A 21132-nucleotide genomic window follows, 5' to 3' on the forward strand; every position below is an offset into this window, starting at 1 on the left:
ATCCAGAATAGTCCGAGGACATCCGGAAAAACCTGTGTTATATCGGTTTTACGATATGTCTTTATGCGGTGCAGTATAGCGGCGTCCGGTACGATACCTGCGGATACAACGTCTATCGTATGTAACCTGCGTAAGAGCACTTGGTGTAAGAATCTCGCACTCCGCGGCCCTGGCGGTAGTTGCCTTCCAATTCATAATCAACCGCTGCCTTCTACGTACTCCGTGCCCTCGTATACCGGCGGCGGCACGCCGCAAGAAGACCACTTTCAGGCGAAGAGGCGTTTCATCAAATTGGCACAAACGTGAAAAAAGGGCGCCCTTCCGATGAAAGAGCGCCCCCTGCTGTCATTTAGTCTTGTAGTTTAACGCAGGACAGAGCGGTCCAGATCAAAGCGATCCAGTTCCATCACCTTGACCCATGCATCAACGAATTGCTGTACAAACAGCGCCTCGCCATCGCCTGCGGCGTACACCTCTGCCAGCGCACGCAACTGGCTGTTGGAGCCGAACACGAGATCGACACGGGTACCTGTCCGCTTGACCTCACCGGTTTTGGTATCGCGGGCCTCGAACACATCCTGCGCATCAGAGGTCGCTTTCCACGTCACACTCATATCCATCAGTGCCCGGAAAAAGTCGTTGCTCAACGTCCCTGGCTTGTCTGTCCAGACGCCGTGGTTTGTGCCCTCATAGTTTGCACCCAGTACCCGCAAACCACCAACCAGAACGGTCATCTCCGGTGCAGTGAGTGTTAGCAACTGGGCGCGGTCCACCATCAGCTCCTCGGCAGATACTTTGAACTCGCGGCTCTGGTAGTTTCGGAAGGCGTCCACCGCAGGTTTGAGCACATCGACACTTTCGACATCTGTGTGTTCCTGGGTGGCATCACCACGGCCAGGCGTGAAGGGCACAGATACATCGTATCCCCCCGCTTTCGCCGCCGCTTCTACCGCTGCGGTACCGGCCAGCACGATGATATCTGCCATCGAGATTGCGGTGCCGGACGCTGCGCGGATGTTCTCAAGTTTATCAAGCACCTTTGCCAACTGTACTGGCTGGTTAACTTCCCAATCTTTCATTGGTGCCAGACGGATGCGCGCACCATTTGCGCCGCCCCGTTTGTCAGAGCCGCGGAAAGTTGACGCAGAAGCCCACGCGGTTGACACCAGCTCGGCTGTGCTCAAACCAGACGAGAGGATCTGCTCTTTCAGTTTGGCCAAGTCTGCATCGCTTACCGCTTTTGGATCGGCGGCTGGAATCGGATCCTGCCAGATAAGAGTTTCTTTAGGCGCTTCCTTACCCAGATAACGGATAGCCGGCCCCATGTCGCGGTGGCACAGCTTGAACCATGCGCGCGCAAAGGCATCAGCGAACAGGTCGGGGTCTGCATGGAATCGCTTGGAGATTTCCAAATAAGCAGGATCGACTTTCATCGCCATATCCGCCGTGGTCATCATTGGCGGGTGCTTGGCCTCGGAATGTGCGTCCGGCACCGCGTCTGCCATCGCGCCGTTTGCAGGCTTCCACTGGTGTGCACCGGCGGGCGATTTTGTCAGCTCCCACTCGTTGTCCAGCAATGTGTCGAAATAAGACATATCCCATGTGATCGGCGTGGGCGTCCACGCGCCTTCAATACCTGAGGTGATCGTGTGCACCCCTTTGCCGCTTTCGAAGGTGGACAACCAGCCAAAGCCCTGTGCCTCAAGGCCGCCGCCTTCTGGCTCAACGCCCACATGGGCCGCGTCACCCGCGCCGTGCGCTTTACCAAAAGTATGACCACCCGCCACCAGTGCTACCGTTTCTTCATCGTTCATTGCCATGCGCGCAAACGTGTCGCGGATGTCATGGGCTGAGGCGGCAGGGTCGGGATTGCCGTCAGGACCTTCGGGGTTGACGTAGATCAGTCCCATTTGCACGGCGGCAAGCGGGTTTTCAAGATCGCGCTTACCGGAGTAGCGGCTGTTCGGACCGCCGGAGTTTTCCAGCCATTCGTCCTCGGAGCCCCAATAGATATCCTCTTCGGGCTCCCAAATGTCCTCCCGGCCACCTGCAAACCCGAATGTCTTGAAGCCCATATCTTCGAGCGCGCAATTACCCGCGAGAATCATCAGGTCAGCCCAGCTGATCTTGTTGCCGTACTTCATTTTGACCGGCCAGAGCAGACGGCGCGCCTTGTCGAGGTTGCCGTTGTCGGGCCATGAGTTCAGAGGTGCGAACCGCTGCGTGCCGGAGGTCGATCCGCCGCGCCCGTCCGCAGTGCGGTAGGTGCCGGCGGAGTGCCATGCCATGCGGATAAAGAACGGGCCATAGTGACCGTGATCTGCGGGCCACCAGTCCTGACTGTCCTTCATCAACGCGTAGATGTCGGATTTCAATGCATCCAGATCAAGCTGCTTGAACGCATCGGCGTAGTTGAATGTGCCTCCCATCGGGTCAGATGAGGGCTGGTTCTGGTGCAACATTTTCAGGTTAAGCTGGTTTGGCCACCAGTCGCGATTGGAACGTGCAGCATTTGTGGATTGTCTGGCAGCGCCAAAACCCATTGGGCAGCCGCCCTTTTCGCCGTTGTCTGATCCATCCATCATAGTCTCTCTCCGCTTTGTAAATCTTGTTCAGAATATCGGGGGGATTCGTATCCCTATAACCTTGCAGTATCAAATCGAAGCGATATGTTTAAGTTTGATTTTCCGATAGCAACGATAACCTTAACCTATGATAAACTTTACGCTCAAACAACTTCGCTATTTCGAGGCAGTCGCACGCCAGGAGCATTTTGGCCGCGCTGCCGAAATGTGCGCAATCTCCCAGCCTGCTTTGTCCGCCCAGATCGCTGCGCTTGAAGGCGCGCTTGGCCAGCAATTGTTTGAACGGGGTGCCCGACAGGTCCGCCTTACCCTCTTTGGCGAAAAATTTGCACCGCACGCAAAAGATATCTTGCGGCAGGCCGAGGCGCTGTCGGATATGGCGCGGGGCTCTGGTGGACCCGCACTTGACCGTTTGCGCATTGGCGTAATTCCCACAATCGCGCCCTATCTGCTGCCCTCTATCATCGGGCAGATCACCGCCGCCCATCCCGATATTGACCTGATGGTACGCGAAACGATGACGCATAAACTTATTGAGGAACTGGGCGATGGCAAACTTGACTGCGCAATCGTGGCCCTGCCCGTCTCCGAGGCAGCCCTGACCGAGGTGGCACTCTTTGACGAGGCGATGGTTCTTGTACGCCCTGCCGGTGATGCCGATCGCCCCGTGCCCGATATGAACACGCTGAGCCAGATGAAGCTGCTTTTGCTGGAGGAAGGGCATTGCTTTCGGGATCAAGCGCTTTCGTTTTGCTCGCTCCGCAATAGCCTTCCGCGTGAAGGGCTTGATGGCTCGTCGCTGACCACACTCGTCCAGATGGTCGGAGCGGGTATAGGCGTGACACTGATTCCGGAAATGGCGATCCCCGTGGAAACTCGTTCCGCCGCGGTGAGCATTGCCCAGATGGGCGCGCCCCACCCCAAACGCACCGTCGGAATGATCTGGCGGAAGACATCCGTACTGTCAAAGCAACTTGGAGACATTGCCGAGCTGGTGCGCAAGGCAGCCGCGCAGCGTCCTGCTTTCCTGTAGACCCTCGAACCTCTCAATATATGCTACTTTCTTAGCACAAAAGAAATCCTTAATCACAGACAGTTAGACGATTCAGACCTTCATCCTGAGCGGGATCGCGCTGCCAGAAGACTTAGAGTCTAGCCATACGCGGAATCTTATTGTGTCAGAAAATAATAATCTAGGGTTTGAAAACGCAAGGTTGGCTTGCTCCAAGTCTTCTGAGCACCTTACCCAAAGAGAGGGTACGCCCGAAGGCGAAGCAACTTTCTTGTGCTGTACGAGAAGCTGCGACGCCTTAAGATAGACGATGACGGAATATGCTAGTTCATGCAGACGCGCGCTAGTAAAAATTTGGCAAACAAGGACCGAAGAATATGTTTAAAGTGATCTCAATTGCTGCCGTAATGGCTCTTACATCTACAGCCTCTTTTGCTGGCTCACTCAATGCCGGTACCGAAGAAGCCGAAGTTGATCCAAATGCAGGATACGTTCCACCGTTGCTTGCAGGCGGCGCAGGAATTGGTGCACCAGCGGTTATCGGCGGCGCACTCGCAGCTATCGCAATCGGCTCATTGATCAACAAATCGTCGAGCACGACCACAACGCCAATCGGCGGCTAATACAGCAACATACTGATTTAGTATCTGCTTGAATTGATTGAACGACCCCCGTTTTCGGGGGTCGTTTTGTTTTAAGTGACCGCCATTATCGTAGTCTTAAACAAAAGCGACGAGACTATTATTGCAAGGCCAACTTCATAGCCAAGCCTTGCAAAGATAGGTTGGCATAGTGGAAAAGGCTGGGACATTGTCCCTTCACCCCTCCAACAGCACCTTGCCAAATTCTTCTCGCAGTTTGTTCTTTTGCACCTTGCCGGTTGAGCCAATGGGCAACTCGTCCACAAAAATGACGCGGTCTGGTATCTGCCAGCTTTCGACTTTGCCTTTGTAGAATGCCAGCAACTCCTCCTCGCTGACTTCGCCGGCCTTGACCGCGATAAGAACGGGACGTTCATCCCATTTCACATGCAAGGCAGCAATCGCGGCGGCGTTGGCGATGGCAGGATGGGCAATGGCGATGTTTTCCAACGCTACGGTCGAGATCCATTCGCCCCCCGATTTGATGATATCCTTGGAGCGATCGCGGATAATCATAAATCCTTCGGAATCAATCGTCGCCACATCGCCGGTGTCAAACCATCCGTCTGCGGTAAGCGCGCTGGTGTCCTTGCCAAAGTATGTTTCCACAATCCACGGACCGCGAATTTGCAGATCACCCTGCGCTGCGCCGTCATGGGGCAGAACTTCGCCCGCCTCGTCCACCACCCTCAGGTCAACCCCGTAAGGCGGACGCCCCTGCCCCAGACGGATTGCCGCCTGATCTTCCGCACTCAGGTTCACGTGGCGTTGCAACAGCTGGTTCATTGACCCCAGCGGCGAAGTTTCGGTCATTCCCCAGGCATGCAAGAGATCAACACCATATTCCGCAAACTTCGGGATCATCGAGGGTGGTAGCGCGGAACCACCGACAACAGTGCGTTTGAGGCTAGGAATTTTCGATCCGGTTTCTTTGAGTGCGGCCAGCAGCCCCATCCAGATCGTTGGCACACCCAGCGCGAGTGTGGTTTGCGTACTGTCAATAAGGTTCACAAGGCTCTTGCCATCCAGATTTGGCCCCGGAAGCACCAGTTTGCAGCCTGTCATTGCGGCAATATAGGGAACGCCCCATGCATTGACATGGAACATCGGCACCACCGGCAGCACCGTATCCATCGCCGAGATGTTGATGCCATCGGGCTGATTTCCCGCAAGCGTATGCAGCACGGTCGATCGGTGCGAATAAAGCACGCCCTTGGGATCGCCCGTAGTGCCGGAAGTATAACACAGGCTCGATGCAGCGTTCTCGTCCAACGCAGGCCAAGGTTCATTCGCGTTACCTGTCTCTAGCAATTCATCAAAAAACAGCAGACCCGGCAGCGCGTCTGCCGCTGCATCGTCGCGCGGCCCGAGCATCACGATATGCTTGCAGTGCTGCAATGCCGGCGCCAGCTTTGATGCCGCAGGAACAAATGTCGCGTCGATAAACAAAACCTGATCCTGCGCGTGGTTGATTACATAGACCATCTGCTCTGGTCCCATGCGCGGATTGATCGTGTGGCAGACAAACCCGCCCCCCGCCACGCCGAAATATATCTCCAGATGGCGGCGGTTATTCCATGCAATCGTCCCGCAGCGCGCACCCTGCTCCAACCCCAGCTTGCGCAGCGCGCTTGCAAGACGCCGTGAATTGGCGCTCACCGTGCCCCATGTCGTCTGTTCGATCCCGCCAGCCGTCTCCACCGAAACGATCTCCCCTGCACTGTGAAACCGTGCGGCGTGATCGATAAGGCTACCGATTGTCAGCGGCATTTGCATCATTTGTCCAAACATGGGCGTCTCTTTCCTGTTATGCGCAATCTGCCACAGCGCGCTTTTGCACCGCAGCATCCGTTATCGGCCGAAATAGGCCAAATATGCGCGCGGCTGTCCATGGCTTTTGCCCCCCGCGCACGTAGCGTAACAGCATAGATTGAACATTGCATTTGTCGGTTTGCCGATTGACTACCACTTGATTTGGTAAAGACGTTTTTATCGTATGAGGCTTAGGGACTGCTCTTTGCCTTTCTGCTGACACTTGCGGATGGTCATTAATGGCCGGAACGCCTATTTTAATCGTGAGCGTCGGATTCAGCTCTAAACCGTAGGAGATTGCACCATGATCATGTATGGACTGAGCACTTGTTCGGTGTGTCAAAAGGCTCTTAAAGCGCTGGAAGCCGTAGGCAAGGACGTCACATTCCGCGATATCAGGGCAGAGCCGCTCGACGAGGCGGAGCTTTCAGAATTGATCCTGGAGTTCGGGGACAATCTCGTGGACCGCAGCTCGAACGATTACCGCGCCCTGAATGACTGGCTCAAAAACTCGGATGCCGAGGCACAGATCACAGCCAAGCCAAAGGTTATGGCCCGTCCGGTAATCCGTGATGAAGGTGTGTTCTACCTTGGATGGAACGAGGCCGTTCAGGCCGCTGTTTTGGCCCGCTGAAGCCACGAAACACCCTTAAACAATTATCTGTGGCTACTTGCAGAACCGGATAGCACGAGCCTTTACCTGACCTGCAAAACGATCAGAATTTCGCAGGTTTATGATGTTTTAGGCCCTTCGCCAGCTGACGATATGAGGATCGTCGCAAAAACTCAGACACTGCGATGCTGCGTCAAGGGGAAATTGACGGTTAAAAATGCAGATGTTTCCCGAAGTTTTATTGACACTTTGGCCCAAAGATTCTTACGCTCGTTCCACAGGGCGGATTGCTGTTTCGCAAAATGCAGCAACCGTTCGATCAGATTTGCAGCAAAACCTGTTTGCAAACCGGAAACCACTTGGGAGGAAAATATGAATTATTTTACAGCTTCTATCGCTGCATTTGGACTGTCGACAACGATGGGTCTGGCGCAGGATATCGTGCTGCCAAAGCAACTTAACTGGACCGCGTATGACACCGGCTCTGCCGGCTATAACCAGGCCGTAGCCATCGGTGCAGCATTGCAAGATGCTGCTGGTATCAACTTGCGTGTGCTGCCCGGCAAAAATGACGTCTCGCGCACCGAACCACTGCGTCAGGGCCGAGTCGAGTTTTCGGCAACAGGTGTTGGCGGCAGTTATATGGCGCAGGAAGGCGTATTTGACTTCGGCGCCGCAAACTGGGGTCCGCAGCCGATCCGCGTGCTGATGGCCAATAACGGCGGCGCGATCAACCTATCGGTTGGTGTTGCCGGAGATTTGGGTATCGAAACTTACGCCGACCTCAAAGGGAAGCGCGTGGCCTACATTGTGGGCGCACCCGCGCTCAACGTGAACACCGAGGCATATCTCGCTTACGGCGGTCTGACATGGGATGACGTGACCCGCGTCGATTTCGGCGGCTTTGGCGCAAGCTGGACAGGTCTGATCGAAGGTCAGGTCGATGCGGCATTCGCATCTACTAACTCCGGCAGCGCCTATGAGGCTGCTGCGGGCCCACGTGGTCTGTTCTGGCCCCCTATCGATGCTGACGATGCCGAAGCCGTTGGCCGGTTGCAGGCAATCGCGCCATTCTTCCAAACAAACCTTGCATCAGTTGGCGCCGGCATTGACGGCACCGATGGGTATCAGGGAGCAGGCTATGCCTACCCTGTGCTGACTGCTATGGCCGCTGCAGATGAAGATCTGGTCTACAACATGACAAAAGCCATGGTCGAGCTGTTCCCTGCCTATGACGGCAACTCGCCGGGCATTGGCGGCTGGGCGCTGGACAAGCAGAACATGAAATGGGTCGTTCCCTACCATGACGGTGCGATCCGCTACTTCACCGAAGCCGGTGCATGGTCGGATGAAGCACAGGCACACAACGACGGTCTGGTCGCACGTCAGGCAGCCCTGATCGCAGCTTGGGACGCGCTGGTTGCGACCAACCCCGACGATCTCGAGGCGGCATGGGCAACGGCACGCCGTGAAGCGCTTGAAGCAGGCGGTTTCTCCATCGTTTTCTAAACGATGTTGCGCTGATGAAACCGGCCGGTCTGATGACCGGCCGGATTCCCTGTAATTTTCCCACAAAAGAGTAACCCCATGACCGATACCACCAACGCATCCTCCAACACCAAGCGGATCGAAGAAGTCGCCATCGACGGAGAAACCCCTGCAGAACGCATTGCGGGACCTGCGCGCTGGGTCGTAGTAATTGGCACGCTTTTGTCGCTTGTGCTGGTCGTAAACCAGCTGTTCAACCTCCAGATCATGGGCATCGTCCTGATCGAAGGTCGCTATCTCTACATCCTTGGCGGCATGTATCTTGCACTCAGCTTCCTGATTTTTCAGATGCGCGGAGGCAAGGGCGGTACGCCCTCCCTGCTCGACTGGGGTCTTTTCGGAATCGCGGCTGCCTGCACGGTCTATCTGGCGCAAACAGCTCAACAAAACCTTTCGTCGGGCTGGGAATATGCTGCGCCGCAGACTGCGCAATATGTCTCGGTCGTCTTCTTCTTTCTTGTACTTGAAGCAACGCGGCGTGCAGGGGGCCTTGTCCTGTTCCTCATTGTTACGTTGTTCGCGTTCTACCCGACGTTCGCGGGTGTGGTGCCTGATCCTTTCTCGGGGTTCCAGAGCACGTTCATGCAAACCGTTCCCTATCATGTTTTCTCCTCCGAGAGCTCATTCGGCATCCCGATGAAGGCCTTTGGCGGTGTAGTTATCGGCTTCATCCTCTTCGGGGCCGTGCTGCAACGTACCGGAGGCGGCCAGTTCTTTAACGATCTGGCGCTTGGTATGGTCGGTGGCTACCGCGGTGGCGCTGCGAAAGTATCAATCTTCGCCAGTGGTTTCATGGGATCGATGTCCGGCTCGGTCATTTCCAACGTGTTGACCACCGGCGCCGTTTCAATCCCTGCCATGCGCAAAACCGGATTTTCCGCAAAAACCGCTGCAGCGACCGAGGCATGTGCCTCTACCGGCGGTGTGTTGATGCCCCCCATCATGGGCGCCACGGCATTTATTATGGCCTCCTTCCTTTCGCGCCCTTATGTCGAGATCGCTCTCGCAGCGGCCATCCCCAGCATCCTGTTTTACTGGGGCCTGTTCACCGGCATCGACGCTTATTCCGCAAAGCGCGGCCTCAAGGGCCTGCCGAAGCCCGACCTCCCGCAGCTGCGTGCCGTCATGGCCGAAGGCTGGCCCTATATCTTCGTGTTTGCACTCCTGCTTTATATGATGATCGGTCTGCGTCAGGAATCGTCCGCGCCATTCTATGCGACAGCACTTTTGCTGGTGGTAAACCAGTTCCGTGCACGCTTCCGCCTCAACCGTGTCCGCCTTGGTAACATGATTGTCGGTGTCGGCATGGGTCTGGCCGAGCTTACCGCGATTTTGCTTGGCGTTGGCCTCATCGTTGGGTCGTTCTCAGCCACAGGTCTTGCTGGCACACTGGTTAACGAGCTGGTCTTTATGGCCGGTGACAATACGTTGGTCCTGCTGGGCATGGGCGCGCTTACCGCGTTCATCTTTGGCATGGGGATGACAGTCACAGCCTGCTATATCTTTTTGGCGGTGGTCCTCGCGCCTGCGCTGGAAGCAGGCGGGCTCAACACACTCGCTGTCCACTTGTTCATCCTGTACTGGGGTATGGTCAGCTTCATCACGCCACCCGTAGCACTCGGCGCATTTGCGGCCTCGACCATGGCGGGCTCCAATCCAATCGCAACAGGGTTCGAGGCCATGCGCCTCGGCGGGGTGATCTACATTGCGCCATTCTTCTTCGTGCTTAACCCTGCCCTCATCGGGCAGGCTCCTGCGTGGGAGGTTGTGGTCGCACTGACGAGTGCGATGATCGGGGTCGCAGTGATCTCCTCGGCTTTGCAAGGCTACATCAGTCTTGTTGGACCAATCGAGGGGCCGATGGCCTATCCCTTGCGCATCTTGCTGTTTGTTGGCGGTGTTCTTATCGCAAAGCCCGAAACAGAGCTGCTGCCGCTGAGCTATGCAGGGTCCTTCGCCATTGGTGCACTTTTGTGCGCGCTGCCCTTCTACCTTGCGTGGCGGGCCAATCAAACTGATCCAAGAACGGCGTAAGTGCAATGATAGAGATTACACCGCCCTACTCTGCCACAGCGCCAACCGAAAACATCGTGACACGCCTGCGGAGCAATGCCGCCAGCCATCCAGAAAAGCTGGCGCTTGTGTGCGGCGCGCAGCGTGTCACATGGGCCGCGTTCGATGCCCGCACAAACAAGGTCGCGCAAATGCTATTCGGCATTGGCGTGGCCAAGGGCGACAACATCGCCATCCTGTCAGCCAATTCGGTCCCCTACGCCGAGTTGTTTATCGGGATACTCAAAGCCGGCGCTTGTGTAACGCCACTCTCCTCAATGGCGTCCCCCGATGCGCTGAAAAAGATGCTCGAGGATTGCGGCGCGAAGGCCATCTTCGTGGCTGAAAACTATGCGCCACTGATTGCAGACTTTATCACTGGTCTGCCGCTATCCCGCTTTGCGATCGATTTTGCGCAAGAAGGATATGAGGACTTCGAGGCCGCGCTGGCACAAGCCAACGAAACCGATCCTGAAATATCCATATCTCTAAGCGACCCCTTCAATCTCATCTATTCCTCCGGCACCACAGGCACACCGAAAGGTATTGTGCACAACCACCAGATGCGTGCCGCACAGATGGAGCGGGTTACCCCGAACGGATACGACGACAACGCGCGCACGCTGATCTCTACACCGCTATATTCCAACACGACCATTGTGTCGTTCATACCCACGCTTTTTGGCGGCTCCACTGTATATCTTATGCCAAAATTCGATGCACGTGCTTATCTCCAGATTGTCGAGGCAGAGGCGATCACCCATACCATGCTGGTCCCTGTTCAATATAAACGCATCATGGATGTCCCTGATTTCGACAGCTTTGATCTGTCGTCAATGCGGATCAAATTCTCGACCTCTGCGCCGCTGCGCGCAGATGTAAAACGTGATGTGCTGACACGTTTTCCGGGCAAGCTGATCGAATATTACGGCCTGACAGAAGGCGGCGGCGTGACCGTTCTGGTAGCTGATGACAACCCGACCAAACTGCACACCGTAGGGCAAGTTGCACCGGGCAACGACATCCGCCTCATCGACAGTGCCGGCAAAGAGGTGCCACAAGGCGAGGTTGGCGAGATTTGCGGCCGCGGCCCCACGATGATGGCCGGCTACTTTGGCCGCGATGATCTGACCTCCGACTACATCTGGCGCAACCCGCAGGGAGACATCTATTTCCGCTCCGGTGATATGGGATCGTTTGATGCCGACGGCTTTTTGGTTCTTTCCGACCGCAAGAAGGATATGATTATCTCTGGCGGGCTGAACATCTATGCAAACGATCTGGAGCTTGTCCTGCTCGAAGATCCCGACGTGACCGATGCCGCCGTAATCGGTGTCCCTTCGGAGGCTTGGGGCGAGACGCCTCTGGCTCTGGTTGTGCTGGATGAAAATGCCATCCGTAGCTCTGATGATATTCTTGCCAGAGCAAATAGCAAACTGGGCAAGAGCCACCGCCTCTCTGCTGTAGAAATCCGCGATGTCCTGCCTCGCAGTACGATCGGCAAAATCCTGAAAAAAGACTTGCGCGCCCCCTATTGGGAAAAGGAAACACAGTGACTGACAGTAAAACGACCCCCATGAACGGCGCAGAAAGCCTCGTGACGACCTTGCTGGCCAACGGGGTGAACGTCTGTTTCACCAATCCTGGCACGTCCGAGATGCATTTTGTGGCAGCCCTCGATCATATCCCCGGAATGCGGTCGATCCTTGCTCTGCAAGAAGGAGTCGCCACCGGTGCTGCGGACGGTTACTACCGGATGACCGGCAAGCCCGCATCGACACTGCTGCATCTGGGGCCAGGTCTGGCCAACGGATTATCAAACCTTCACAACGCGAAAAAGGCGGGCTCGGGTGTTGTCAACATCATCGGCGAGCACGCATCAACCCATATCGAGTTGGACGCACCGCTGACCTCCGACATAGAGGGGATTGCGCGGCCTGTTTCTCATTGGGTTCATACTTCGAAATCAGTGGCCACCGTAGGCGCGGATGCTGCGCGGGCGGTTCAGTCCGCCATGACCGCACCGGGCCAGATCGCCTCGCTGATCCTGCCCTCCGATACGGCGTGGAACGAAGGTGGCGTGGCCCATGGTGCGATTGATCTGCCTGCCCCTGCCCCCTTTGACGAGAGCCAGCTTGAGGCTGCCGTATCAGCACTCGACGGGCCGGAGACTTTGCTGCTGCTCGGCGGTACCGCCCTTACGGAAGCAAACCTCGAAATCGCGGGGCGCATCGCGGCCAAGACCGGCTGCGCACTGCTGTCGGAATGGTCCAATGCACGGCTAGAACGTGGCGCAGGCCGGGTGTTCATCGGGCGTGTTCCCTACCCGATTGATATCGCTTTGAAAGTGTTGGAGCCTTTCAAACAGATCGTGCTGATCGGTGCCCGAGCCCCAATAGGATTTTTCGCCTATCCTAACAAGCCTGCTATTCTGACGCGGGAGGGCGCCGAGATCACAACACTGGCAGCTGCGGGTGCGGACCTTGGGGGCGCGCTGACGGCGCTGTGTGCTGCGGCAGGTGCCACAGATACCGACCCCGCACATGTTGTTACCGCCGCCCAACCTGAGCGCCCCACTGGGCGCATCAATCTCGATAATCTGGCAGCGCTCATTGCCCGCGCCATCCCCGAGGATGGGATAATCGTCGACGAGTCCGTGACTTCGGGACGCGCATTCTCTCCCGCGACAAAGGGGGCACCGCGACACACATGGCTGAACAATTGCGGCGGCTCTATCGGGTACGGCATGCCTGCGGCGATCGGCGCAGCCGTTGCCTGCCCTGATCGCAAGGTGATGTGCATGACCGGCGATGGGTCTGCGATGTATACCGTTCAATCGCTCTGGACCATGGCGCGTGAGAAACTGGACATTACTGTTCTGATTTTCGCCAACCGCAGCTACCAGATCTTGCGCGGGGAGCTTACGAATGTGGGCGTCCAGAACGCCGGTCCGCGCGCGATGGACATGCTCAGCCTTGAGCGTCCAACTCTGGACTGGGTTCAGATGTCCCACTCAATGGGTGTGCCTGCAGTGCGCGTAAGCGAATGTGAAGAACTTGAGGCAGCCCTGCAGGACGGGCTGGAAAGCGGTGGCCCTAACCTGATCGAGATCGTGTTGTGAGTGGGTAACAAAAGGATGGGGCGCTTGATCCGATGACTATCGCCCTGAAAAATTTGCCACAAATTCAGACGCTTCTGACCTATCCGGCAATTGCCGCGTTGGTGGACCTCTTTAGCCACACCGAGACTGTAGATGCACTTCGAGGAGTGATTGCGGACCTGCGCGCCGCTATTCTGGCAGAGGATGCCGCCCTTCCAGATTTCGAAAGCGCTGTTTTTGCAGCCACCGTGTTGCACCGGATCGAAGCGCGCCGCGCGCCCTCTCTGGTGCCGGTGATCAACGCTACGGGCATCATCATCCACACAAATCTGGGCCGTGCGCGCCTGGCCCCCGAGGCCTTACAGGCGATGCATGTCGCAGGCGAAAGTCCAAGCAACCTTGAACTGGATCTTGGCACGGGCAAGCGCGGATCACGCCACACCCATGTCGAAACGCTCATTTGCGAGCTAACGGGGGCACAAGCCGCTGTGGTGGTAAACAACTGTGCGGCGGCGGTTCTGTTGAGCCTGATGGCCACAGCACAGGGGCGCACTGTTGTGGCCTCGCGAGGGGAGTTGATCGAGATTGGCGGATCCTTCCGTCTGCCCGATGTGATTGCACAAAGCGGGGCGACCTTGCGTGAGGTTGGGGCGACGAACAAAACCCGGATTTCCGACTACGATGAGGCGATCGATGATACCACAGCCGCTCTGCTGAAAAGCCATACCAGCAATTTCAAGATCATCGGCTTTACCGCTGCGCCCGACCGCCGCGAGCTGGCCAAACTGGCAAAGCAACGGAATGTCATCCTGATGGAAGATCTGGGCAGCGGCGTGTTGATTGACCTGTCGCCTTACGGTCTGGGAGACGAACCTGTGGTCGGTGAGATCCTCAAATCTGGGGTCGATCTAGTGATGTTTTCGGGAGATAAACTGCTGGGCGGACCGCAGGCGGGGATCATCGCGGGTCGGCGCGATATCGTGGCCCAACTCAAATCACACCCTCTGATGCGGGCGGTTCGGATCGACAAACTGTCGCTTGCCGCGCTCGAGGCGACATTGCGGCTCTACCGCACGCCCCACGATCCGTTGCGCGACGTGCCGGTTTTGGCGATGCTGTCAGAGCCGATAGAAGCAGTTGAGCAACGCGCCCGCGAGATGATGCAGGCATTGTGGGACGTGGGGATCACGGATGTGGATCTCCACAACAGCACAGCCTACGCTGGCGCAGGATCCCTGCCACAACAGGATCTAGAGAGCTACGCCGTCAGCGTGAGTGTGCCTCACCTATCGGCAGACGCCCTCGCCACAGCGTTGCGCAAGGCTACCCCGCCAGTGGTGGGGCGGATCGAGCGCGGGCATATCATGCTTGATGCGCGCACGGTAACGGCGCCAGAAGTTTCATTGGTTGCCCGCGCCTTCGCGCGTATTTTGACCCCATGAGCAAAGCTTGTGTTGTGGTGATCGGCCATGTGGATCACGGAAAGTCTGCCCTTGTCCGGGCCCTCACAGGAACCGAGACCGACAGCCTACCGGAGGAAAAGCAGCGCGGATTGTCAATCACGCCCGGCTACGCGCACCGCAGCTATCCGGCAGGTGTGATTGATTTCGTAGACGCCCCAGGCCATGAGGATTTTATCGCGGCGATGGTAGCGGGCGCCAGTGGGGCGCGGGCGGCGCTCTTGGTAATCTCCGCCCGCGAAGGCATCGCCGCGCAAACGCTCGAGCACCTGCGCATTGCGCAGTTGCTTGGGATTGAAACAGGCATAATCGCCATCACAAAATCCGATCTGGTCGAGACGGCCGAACAAGACCTTTTGCGCCGCGAGATCCGCGCGGCGCTGGCACATTCGGTGTTTGCCACGGCACCAATCATATTCTGCTCAGCCCTGACAGGGGACGGGCTGGACAGTCTGAATGATGCGCTCGAGAGCGTTCTGAAGATAAGTACGACGCAAGTTAACCCGCCTTCCGACAGCTTCCTGCCTATTGATCGGATTTTCACCCTTGCGGGTCTTGGCACTGTCGTAACGGGCACTTTGCTGGGGGCCGATCTGACAACGGGCGGTGAGGCAGTGGTACTGCCCGAGGGTCGCAAGGTGAGCATACGGGGGTTGCACTCTCGCGGTCTGCCGCGAGAGACGGTCCACACGGGCGAGCGAACGGCCGCCAATCTGCGCGGCGTGGCCGTAGCCGATATCGCTCGCGGGTCTGTCTTGTGTGCCGCTGGCAGCTATGCGCCAAGCGTTTGTATCGATGTTGAAATCAGTCTTCTGCCCGATGCACCCGCGCCGCTCAAGCATAATCAGGATCTGCGCGTTCTGTTCGGAACCGCGCATGTGGTCGCGAACTTGCGGATATTTGGGGGCGACCAGCTCAGGAGTAAACACAGCGCGTTTGCACAACTCAGATTCAAGAGACCTGTCGCAGGATTTGCAGGCCAACGCGCTATTCTGCGCCAGCTGTCGCCCGCAGCAACACTTGGCGGTGCTGTGTTTCTGGACCCGTTGGCAGCACCGGCGCGGGCCGGTGACGCTTCGCGTATTGCTGTGCTAGAGGCGGCCAGTGCCGGCGATCCATGCCATATCGCACATGCTCTTTGCACCAGTGCCAGTGCCAAAGGTATTGCCCGATTGTCTGATGTGGCGCGCCTTTCACGCAAACCTTTGGCAGGTTTACAAACCGCGCTACTCCCTGAATTTGATCTGTTGGAGGGCGATCTGATTGCCCCTCATTCGCGGATCAGCGGGTGCAAGGCTGAAATAATCGGCGCGCTCGCGACCTATCATATCCAGTTTCCGCTGCATTTGGCTGCTGCACGAACAATCCTTGCGAAACTGAACTTTGCGCGGCCCTTGCTCGATTATTGCGAGCGTGTCTTAATTGATAATGGTGACATCCTAGAAGCAGGCGCAGGATTAACCTTAGAGGCACACGATCCGCTTACCCTGATGACGGACAAACAACACTCAAGAATGGCTGAAATGATTACTGTTTTCCGCGCCGCGGGGCTGTCACCGCCAGCAGCAGCAACAGTTGTCCATGACCAGACTGACGCAGACCTTCTGGCGCTTTGCATCGACACCAGAGCGCTCACCGCGCTGCACAATGTGGGCCTTGACCAGCGGCTTGTTCTGGACACGCAGGCCGTGCAATCCGCCGCCGTGACCCTGCTGTGCGCCTTCCCGCCCCCGCATGAATTTACCACAAGCGCTGCCCGCTCTGCCCTTGAAACCTCGCGGCGCGTTATCGTGCCCTTGCTCGAGCATTTCGACACATGCGCCATCACCCTGCGCAGCGGCGATACCCGCCGTATGGCAAAGGCGATTTCGGTTCCAACCCATGATGCGAATTGATAGCATAATCACATCCGGAGGTGACCGGAGTCTGGTGGCTTCCCTGGTCTTCAACACCATGGACACGCATATGCTGCGTGTGGTGGGTTCGATTCCCATCCACCTCCGCCATATCACAAATCTGGCAAAAATCGGCAGGCATAGCGCTGGACATTGCCGTGCGGGCATTGCCAAAATGAACCACACCATCGGGAGACAGACATGAGCAGCACACAACCGGCGTTTACCCTCAAGGATCTGGACGGGGCCGCGCACAGCCTGCCCGAGGATCGCTACAGTCTGATCTGTTTTGTCAAGGAAGACTGCGAGACGTGCAATACCGCAGCACCGGTTCTGGAGGCCTTGCATTCCGCCTACGCAAGCAAGGTCACCACCGTTTTGATTGCGCAATCGGGAGCACAGAATGCCACCTATGCGGCGCGCCATGCCCTCACGATGCCAGTGCTTGACGATACCGCCTGCAAAGCGGCGTTCGACTGGGATATCGAGAGCGTCCCTTCGGTCTTCTGGATCAACGATGAAGGCGTGGTTGTGAGTAAATTCGAGGGGTTCATCCGCCCCGACTGGGAGGCGCTTGCCGCTGATATGAGCGCGGCAACCGCGCTGCCCGCTGCCCAGATAGACTGGAGCGCCCTGCCCGCGTGGCGACCCGGATGCGGATCAAAACACCTCGACCCTGCCGTCTATGATAAATTGCGCGCAGAGGTCGACGGCAGCCCGATCCGCGCGCGCAAGATTGAAGTTGCGATCAGCGATGATGTGTCGGAATTCATGTTCGATCAGGGGTTCTCGGACGGCTTGCCACTGGTACCGCCCACACCAGAGCGGGTTATGCGGATGTTGGGCGGAACTCACCGTGATGCGCAGGACGTGATTGCGACCGTGCCCCCCAACATGGGGCTGGCCACTGTCGAGAAAATTGCAATCAATGCGGTGATGGCAGGGTGCAAGCCTGAATACCTGCCCGTAATCATCGCCGCTGTCGAGGCGGTATGCACCGATGAGTTCAACATCCACGGCGTTACCGCCACCACCATGGGTGCGGCCCCTGTTATGGTGATCAACGGACCCATTCGCGACAGGATCGGCATGAACAAGGGCCTTGGTGCGTTGGGCGCGGGCAACCGCGCCAATGCCACCATCGGACGCGCCTTGCGCCTTGTGGTTCGTAATGTGGGCGGTGCGGCTACGGGCGGTGTTGAGCGTTCGGTGCTTGGCAACCCGATGAAATTTACGATGTGTTTTGCAGAGCACGAAGAACGCTCCCCCTGGCCTGCCCTGCACGTCGAGCGCGGGTTTGAGCCCGAGGATTCCGTCGTCACGGTGTTTGCGATGACCGGTGGTCCTGTACATATTGTTGACCAGACTTCGCGGGCGCCGGACCAGATCGCAGGCTCTCTTGGCCTCGGGCTCGAAGGAGTGTTTTTGCCGAAGCTGCGCAATCTTCCCGTCGATGCCCTTTTGGTGGTCTGCCCCGAACATATCGACACCCTGATGCGCGAGGGGGAGTATTCAAAGGAGCGGCTACGCGACCGCATTCAGGAAGCCACGATGCGCCCTTTATCGGACATGGTTCAGGACGCTTACAGTGGCGCGGGCATTCCGCCCGACAAGGCGGCGCAGATGGGTCCCGAAGCGCTGGCACAACGCGTGCCAAAATTTGCGGGCACCGAATTCATCCACATCGTAGTTGCCGGATCGGACGCAGGTAAATTCTCGTCCGCGTTCCACGGCTGGGCAACTGGCGAAGTTGGATCGATTGCAGTGTCCAAAAAAATCGACTTGGGCTAAAATCGGGGCTAGGCTGCCCCCAGAGGAGGAGCAATATGACGATAATTCTCGACCCCACGGACGAACGTAAACCCGTGGAGCGACAAATAACCGAGCGCAATGGCACCCTGACGGGTGTCATAGGCCTGCTGGACATCAGCAAGCCGCGCGGCAATGTGTTTCTGGACGAGTTGGAAAGCCTGCTCGTCAAGCACGATGCCGGAATATCGGTGCGCCGATACATGAAGCCCACATTCGCCAAGCCCTGCCCAGACGTCCTGCGTCAGCAGATGCGTGACGAATGCAACTTTGTGATCGAAGCGCTGGCCGACTGAGGATCCTGTACGACGTGCAGTATGCACGACAATTTCTGGTTTGAAACCCAGGGGATCCCGGCAGTCGCCATCGCCTCGAGCGAGTTCGGCCAGGCCGCAATCGCGCAACGTAGCGCGCTTGGCATGAACGATGCGCGCTATCTCCTTGTGCCACATCCGATACAGGATGCCACGGACGACGAGATGCGGACAAAAGCGCAAGAAGCGTTTGGCGATGTGCTCAAGGCGCTGACGCAGAACGATACGTAAACGAAACGGGCGCGGGCATACAACATGGCCGCGCCCGAATTTCACGACGGGTCGAACCATACGAATGCGTATTGATTAGTGTTATTCGATTTTTGCTGACGGATGCCCGCGCGGATGCCACGGTACAGAGATGTACCTCAAAAGGATTCCGCCCCATGACGCTTACAAAAATCTGCGACGGCCTCGATTTTCCTGAAGGACCTATCGCTATGGCAGACGGTTCCGTGGTCCTTGTTGAAATCCGGCGACAGACGCTGTCACGGGTGCAACCTGACGGCCAAATCGAGGTAATTGCCGCGTTGGGCGGCGGCCCCAACGGCGCTGCTGTCGGGCCGGACGGGATGATCTATGTCTGCAACAATGGTGGTTTTGTCTGGACCCAAACGGACGGTATCACCCGCCCGATCGGCACACCCGACGATTACATCAGCGGCTCGATCCAGCGGGTAGATCCCGCAACCGGTAATTTCGAAACCCTGTATGAAAGCTGTGACGGGGTACCCCTGCGCGGCCCAAACGATATCGTGTTTGACACCGAGGGCGGTTTTTACTTTACCGATTTGGGCAAATCGAACGCGGATTATGTCCATCACGGCGCATTCTATTATGCAAAAGCCGATGGTAGCGAAATCCGCCGCATGCAGTATCCCATGATCACTCCCAACGGCATCGGCCTGTCGCCTGACGGCAAAACAGTCCATGTCGCCGAGACGCGCACAGGCCGCGTCTGGAGCTTTGATCTGATCGGACCGGGCAAGATCGCCCCTTTGCCCTTTAACATGCCGGGGCGTCTGCTCACCACCCTCCCCGACTACCAGTTGCTCGACAGTCTTGCCGTGCAGGCGGATGGCAAGATTTGTGTGGCCACCCTGATGCGCGGAGGTGTGAGTGTCGTCCCCGTAGACGGAGGACCGGTGGAGTTCATGAGCGTGCCGGGGGATCCCTACATCACCAACATCTGTTTTGGGGGGGAAGATATGCGCGATGCGTGGATCACCGCGTCGGGGACGGGATGCTTGTACCATACCCGCTGGCCCGCCGCGGGATTGAAGCTTAATTATAACGCTTGATTTGCGATCTTAAACTGGCGGACGCTGCCTGCGGCGCACACTTACCAGCAGGCCAACGGTCAGCAAAACCAGCGCGCAGATGCTGACCACGTTCAGGCTTTCTCCAAGGATGACTGCGCCCAGAATGCCGCCAACCCCTGGCACTGCCGCGAGGATCGAGGAGGTATTGGCTGTCCCGATGGTCCGAGAGGCATGTGCGATAAACAGCAACCCCATGAGATTGGGGACAAACCCCTGATAGACGGCTTGCAACAGCAATGGACCCATGGGCACATCGGCAAAGCCGGATGGCAGGAAAACTGCCCAGACCGGAAGATATACTGCCGCATTTACAATTGTGCCGCAAAAAATGATTTGCATCGCGCCCAGTTTCCAGCGCTCTGATAAAATCACGTAGAACGAAAAGAACACCGCACCCACAACAAACAGTAAATCCCCGATCCACGCCTGTGCGTTCTGCGTCGATGTTCCGTCCCATGCAAGCACGATGGCGGATATCAAAACCAGTACTGCGCCCAGCATCTGACGGGTGGTGGGGGCGGTGCGAAACAGGCTGACGCCAAGGACGATGCCCACCAGCGGCAAAACCCCGTTCATGAAAATGCCGCCATGGGCTGCTGGCGCGAACAAAAAACCAGCAAAGACACAGAGGATATACAGCGGACCAAGTATGAACGAGATTATCGCAATCTGGATCAGCGAAAGACCACGCCACGGTTTGAAATAGAGGCACAACGGCAAAGCCACCACCGACGCCAGACCATAGCGAAGCGCCGCGAGATCAAAGATTGTGAGCCCGCTGTCACCCGCGACCTTGCTCACGATGAGCCAGAAGGACCAGACGAAAACGATCGTCCATGCCGCCGCATATCCCGTAATCTGCGAGGGGGGTGTGGTGGTCATCTGCGGCGTGCCCCTGCGTCATGAAGATAATCAGTAGCCACACCAGTAGGAGGTGCCCCTGTGCAAGGCAAGGCTTGGCGGGCAATT

General features: G+C 57.3%; 15 protein-coding genes and 1 tRNA gene. 13 read left to right on the forward strand and 3 right to left on the reverse strand.

Translation table 11 applies throughout. From position 1 onward, the window contains the following. Positions 1 to 362 precede the first annotated feature (362 nt). On the reverse strand, positions 363 to 2582 hold the full coding sequence (gene katG / locus C8N30_RS16150) for a catalase/peroxidase HPI (RefSeq protein ID WP_025061760.1): 2220 nt from the start codon (positions 2580 to 2582) through the stop codon (positions 363 to 365). A gap of 130 nt (positions 2583 to 2712) precedes the next feature. Here katG and C8N30_RS16155 point away from each other — a divergent pair, with 130 nt between their 5' ends. Both C8N30_RS16155 and C8N30_RS16160 read left to right on the forward strand, forming a co-directional pair. Then, the gene (locus tag C8N30_RS16155; protein ID WP_025061759.1) at positions 2713 to 3618 is read left to right on the forward strand and encodes a hydrogen peroxide-inducible genes activator; all 906 of its coding nucleotides are present in this window, start codon (positions 2713 to 2715) and stop codon (positions 3616 to 3618) included. A gap of 356 nt (positions 3619 to 3974) precedes the next feature. Then, entirely contained in the window at positions 3975 to 4220 is a 246-nt protein-coding gene (locus tag C8N30_RS16160) for a hypothetical protein (protein WP_025061758.1), read from the forward strand. Between the two features lie 195 nt (positions 4221 to 4415). Here the strand turns inward: C8N30_RS16160 and C8N30_RS16165 are convergent, their stop codons facing one another. Further along, complete coding sequence (locus C8N30_RS16165; protein WP_025061757.1) at positions 4416 to 6029, reverse strand: long-chain-fatty-acid--CoA ligase; 1614 nt, start codon at positions 6027 to 6029, stop codon at positions 4416 to 4418. A 325-nt stretch (positions 6030 to 6354) separates the two neighbouring features. On the opposite strand from C8N30_RS16165, the gene C8N30_RS16170 reads away from it, so the two are divergent. From C8N30_RS16170 to C8N30_RS16225, 11 genes are all read left to right on the forward strand, one after another. After that, positions 6355 to 6684, forward strand: a complete 330-nt coding sequence (locus C8N30_RS16170; RefSeq protein ID WP_025061756.1) for an arsenate reductase family protein — start codon at positions 6355 to 6357, stop codon at positions 6682 to 6684. Between the two features lie 351 nt (positions 6685 to 7035). Further along, the gene (locus C8N30_RS16175) at positions 7036 to 8172 is read left to right on the forward strand and encodes a TAXI family TRAP transporter solute-binding subunit (protein ID WP_025061754.1); all 1137 of its coding nucleotides are present in this window, start codon (positions 7036 to 7038) and stop codon (positions 8170 to 8172) included. A 78-nt stretch (positions 8173 to 8250) separates the two neighbouring features. After that, complete coding sequence (locus tag C8N30_RS16180; RefSeq protein ID WP_025061753.1) at positions 8251 to 10245, forward strand: TRAP transporter permease; 1995 nt, start codon at positions 8251 to 8253, stop codon at positions 10243 to 10245. A 5-nt stretch (positions 10246 to 10250) separates the two neighbouring features. Continuing rightward, positions 10251 to 11819, forward strand: a complete 1569-nt coding sequence (locus tag C8N30_RS16185; RefSeq protein WP_025061752.1) for a class I adenylate-forming enzyme family protein — start codon at positions 10251 to 10253, stop codon at positions 11817 to 11819. Between the two features lie 20 nt (positions 11820 to 11839). Further along, on the forward strand, positions 11840 to 13384 hold the full coding sequence (locus tag C8N30_RS16190; RefSeq protein WP_025061751.1) for an acetolactate synthase large subunit: 1545 nt from the start codon (positions 11840 to 11842) through the stop codon (positions 13382 to 13384). Between the two features lie 32 nt (positions 13385 to 13416). After that, positions 13417 to 14805 carry an L-seryl-tRNA(Sec) selenium transferase gene (selA, locus tag C8N30_RS16195; RefSeq protein WP_025061750.1) on the forward strand — a complete coding sequence of 463 codons (1389 nt, stop codon included), beginning with the start codon at positions 13417 to 13419 and terminating at the stop codon, positions 14803 to 14805. Continuing rightward, positions 14802 to 16718 carry a selenocysteine-specific translation elongation factor gene (selB, locus tag C8N30_RS16200; RefSeq protein ID WP_025061749.1) on the forward strand — a complete coding sequence of 639 codons (1917 nt, stop codon included), beginning with the start codon at positions 14802 to 14804 and terminating at the stop codon, positions 16716 to 16718. The genes selA and selB overlap by 4 nt, the downstream gene beginning before the upstream one ends. A gap of 16 nt (positions 16719 to 16734) precedes the next feature. Further along, positions 16735 to 16829: transfer RNA gene (locus C8N30_RS16205), tRNA-Sec, on the forward strand. A 90-nt stretch (positions 16830 to 16919) separates the two neighbouring features. Then, a complete protein-coding gene (locus C8N30_RS16210) occupies positions 16920 to 18509 on the forward strand; it encodes a TlpA family protein disulfide reductase (protein WP_025061748.1) in 1590 nt (529 codons plus the stop codon). A 35-nt stretch (positions 18510 to 18544) separates the two neighbouring features. Further along, positions 18545 to 19072: a UGSC family (seleno)protein gene (locus C8N30_RS19860; protein ID WP_273701370.1), complete on the forward strand. Its 528-nt coding sequence runs from the start codon at positions 18545 to 18547 to the stop codon at positions 19070 to 19072. 155 nt (positions 19073 to 19227) lie between these two features. Then, positions 19228 to 20142 (forward strand): SMP-30/gluconolactonase/LRE family protein, encoded by a 915-nt coding sequence (locus C8N30_RS16225; protein ID WP_025061745.1) that lies wholly within the window; start codon positions 19228 to 19230, stop codon positions 20140 to 20142. Positions 20143 to 20151: 9 nt separating this feature from the next. Here the strand turns inward: C8N30_RS16225 and C8N30_RS16230 are convergent, their stop codons facing one another. Further along, positions 20152 to 21045: a DMT family transporter gene (locus C8N30_RS16230; protein ID WP_025061744.1), complete on the reverse strand. Its 894-nt coding sequence runs from the start codon at positions 21043 to 21045 to the stop codon at positions 20152 to 20154. Positions 21046 to 21132 lie beyond the last annotated feature (87 nt).

This window comes from Sulfitobacter guttiformis, from assembly GCF_003610455.1.
Taxonomy (GTDB): Bacteria; Pseudomonadota; Alphaproteobacteria; order Rhodobacterales; family Rhodobacteraceae; genus Sulfitobacter; species Sulfitobacter guttiformis.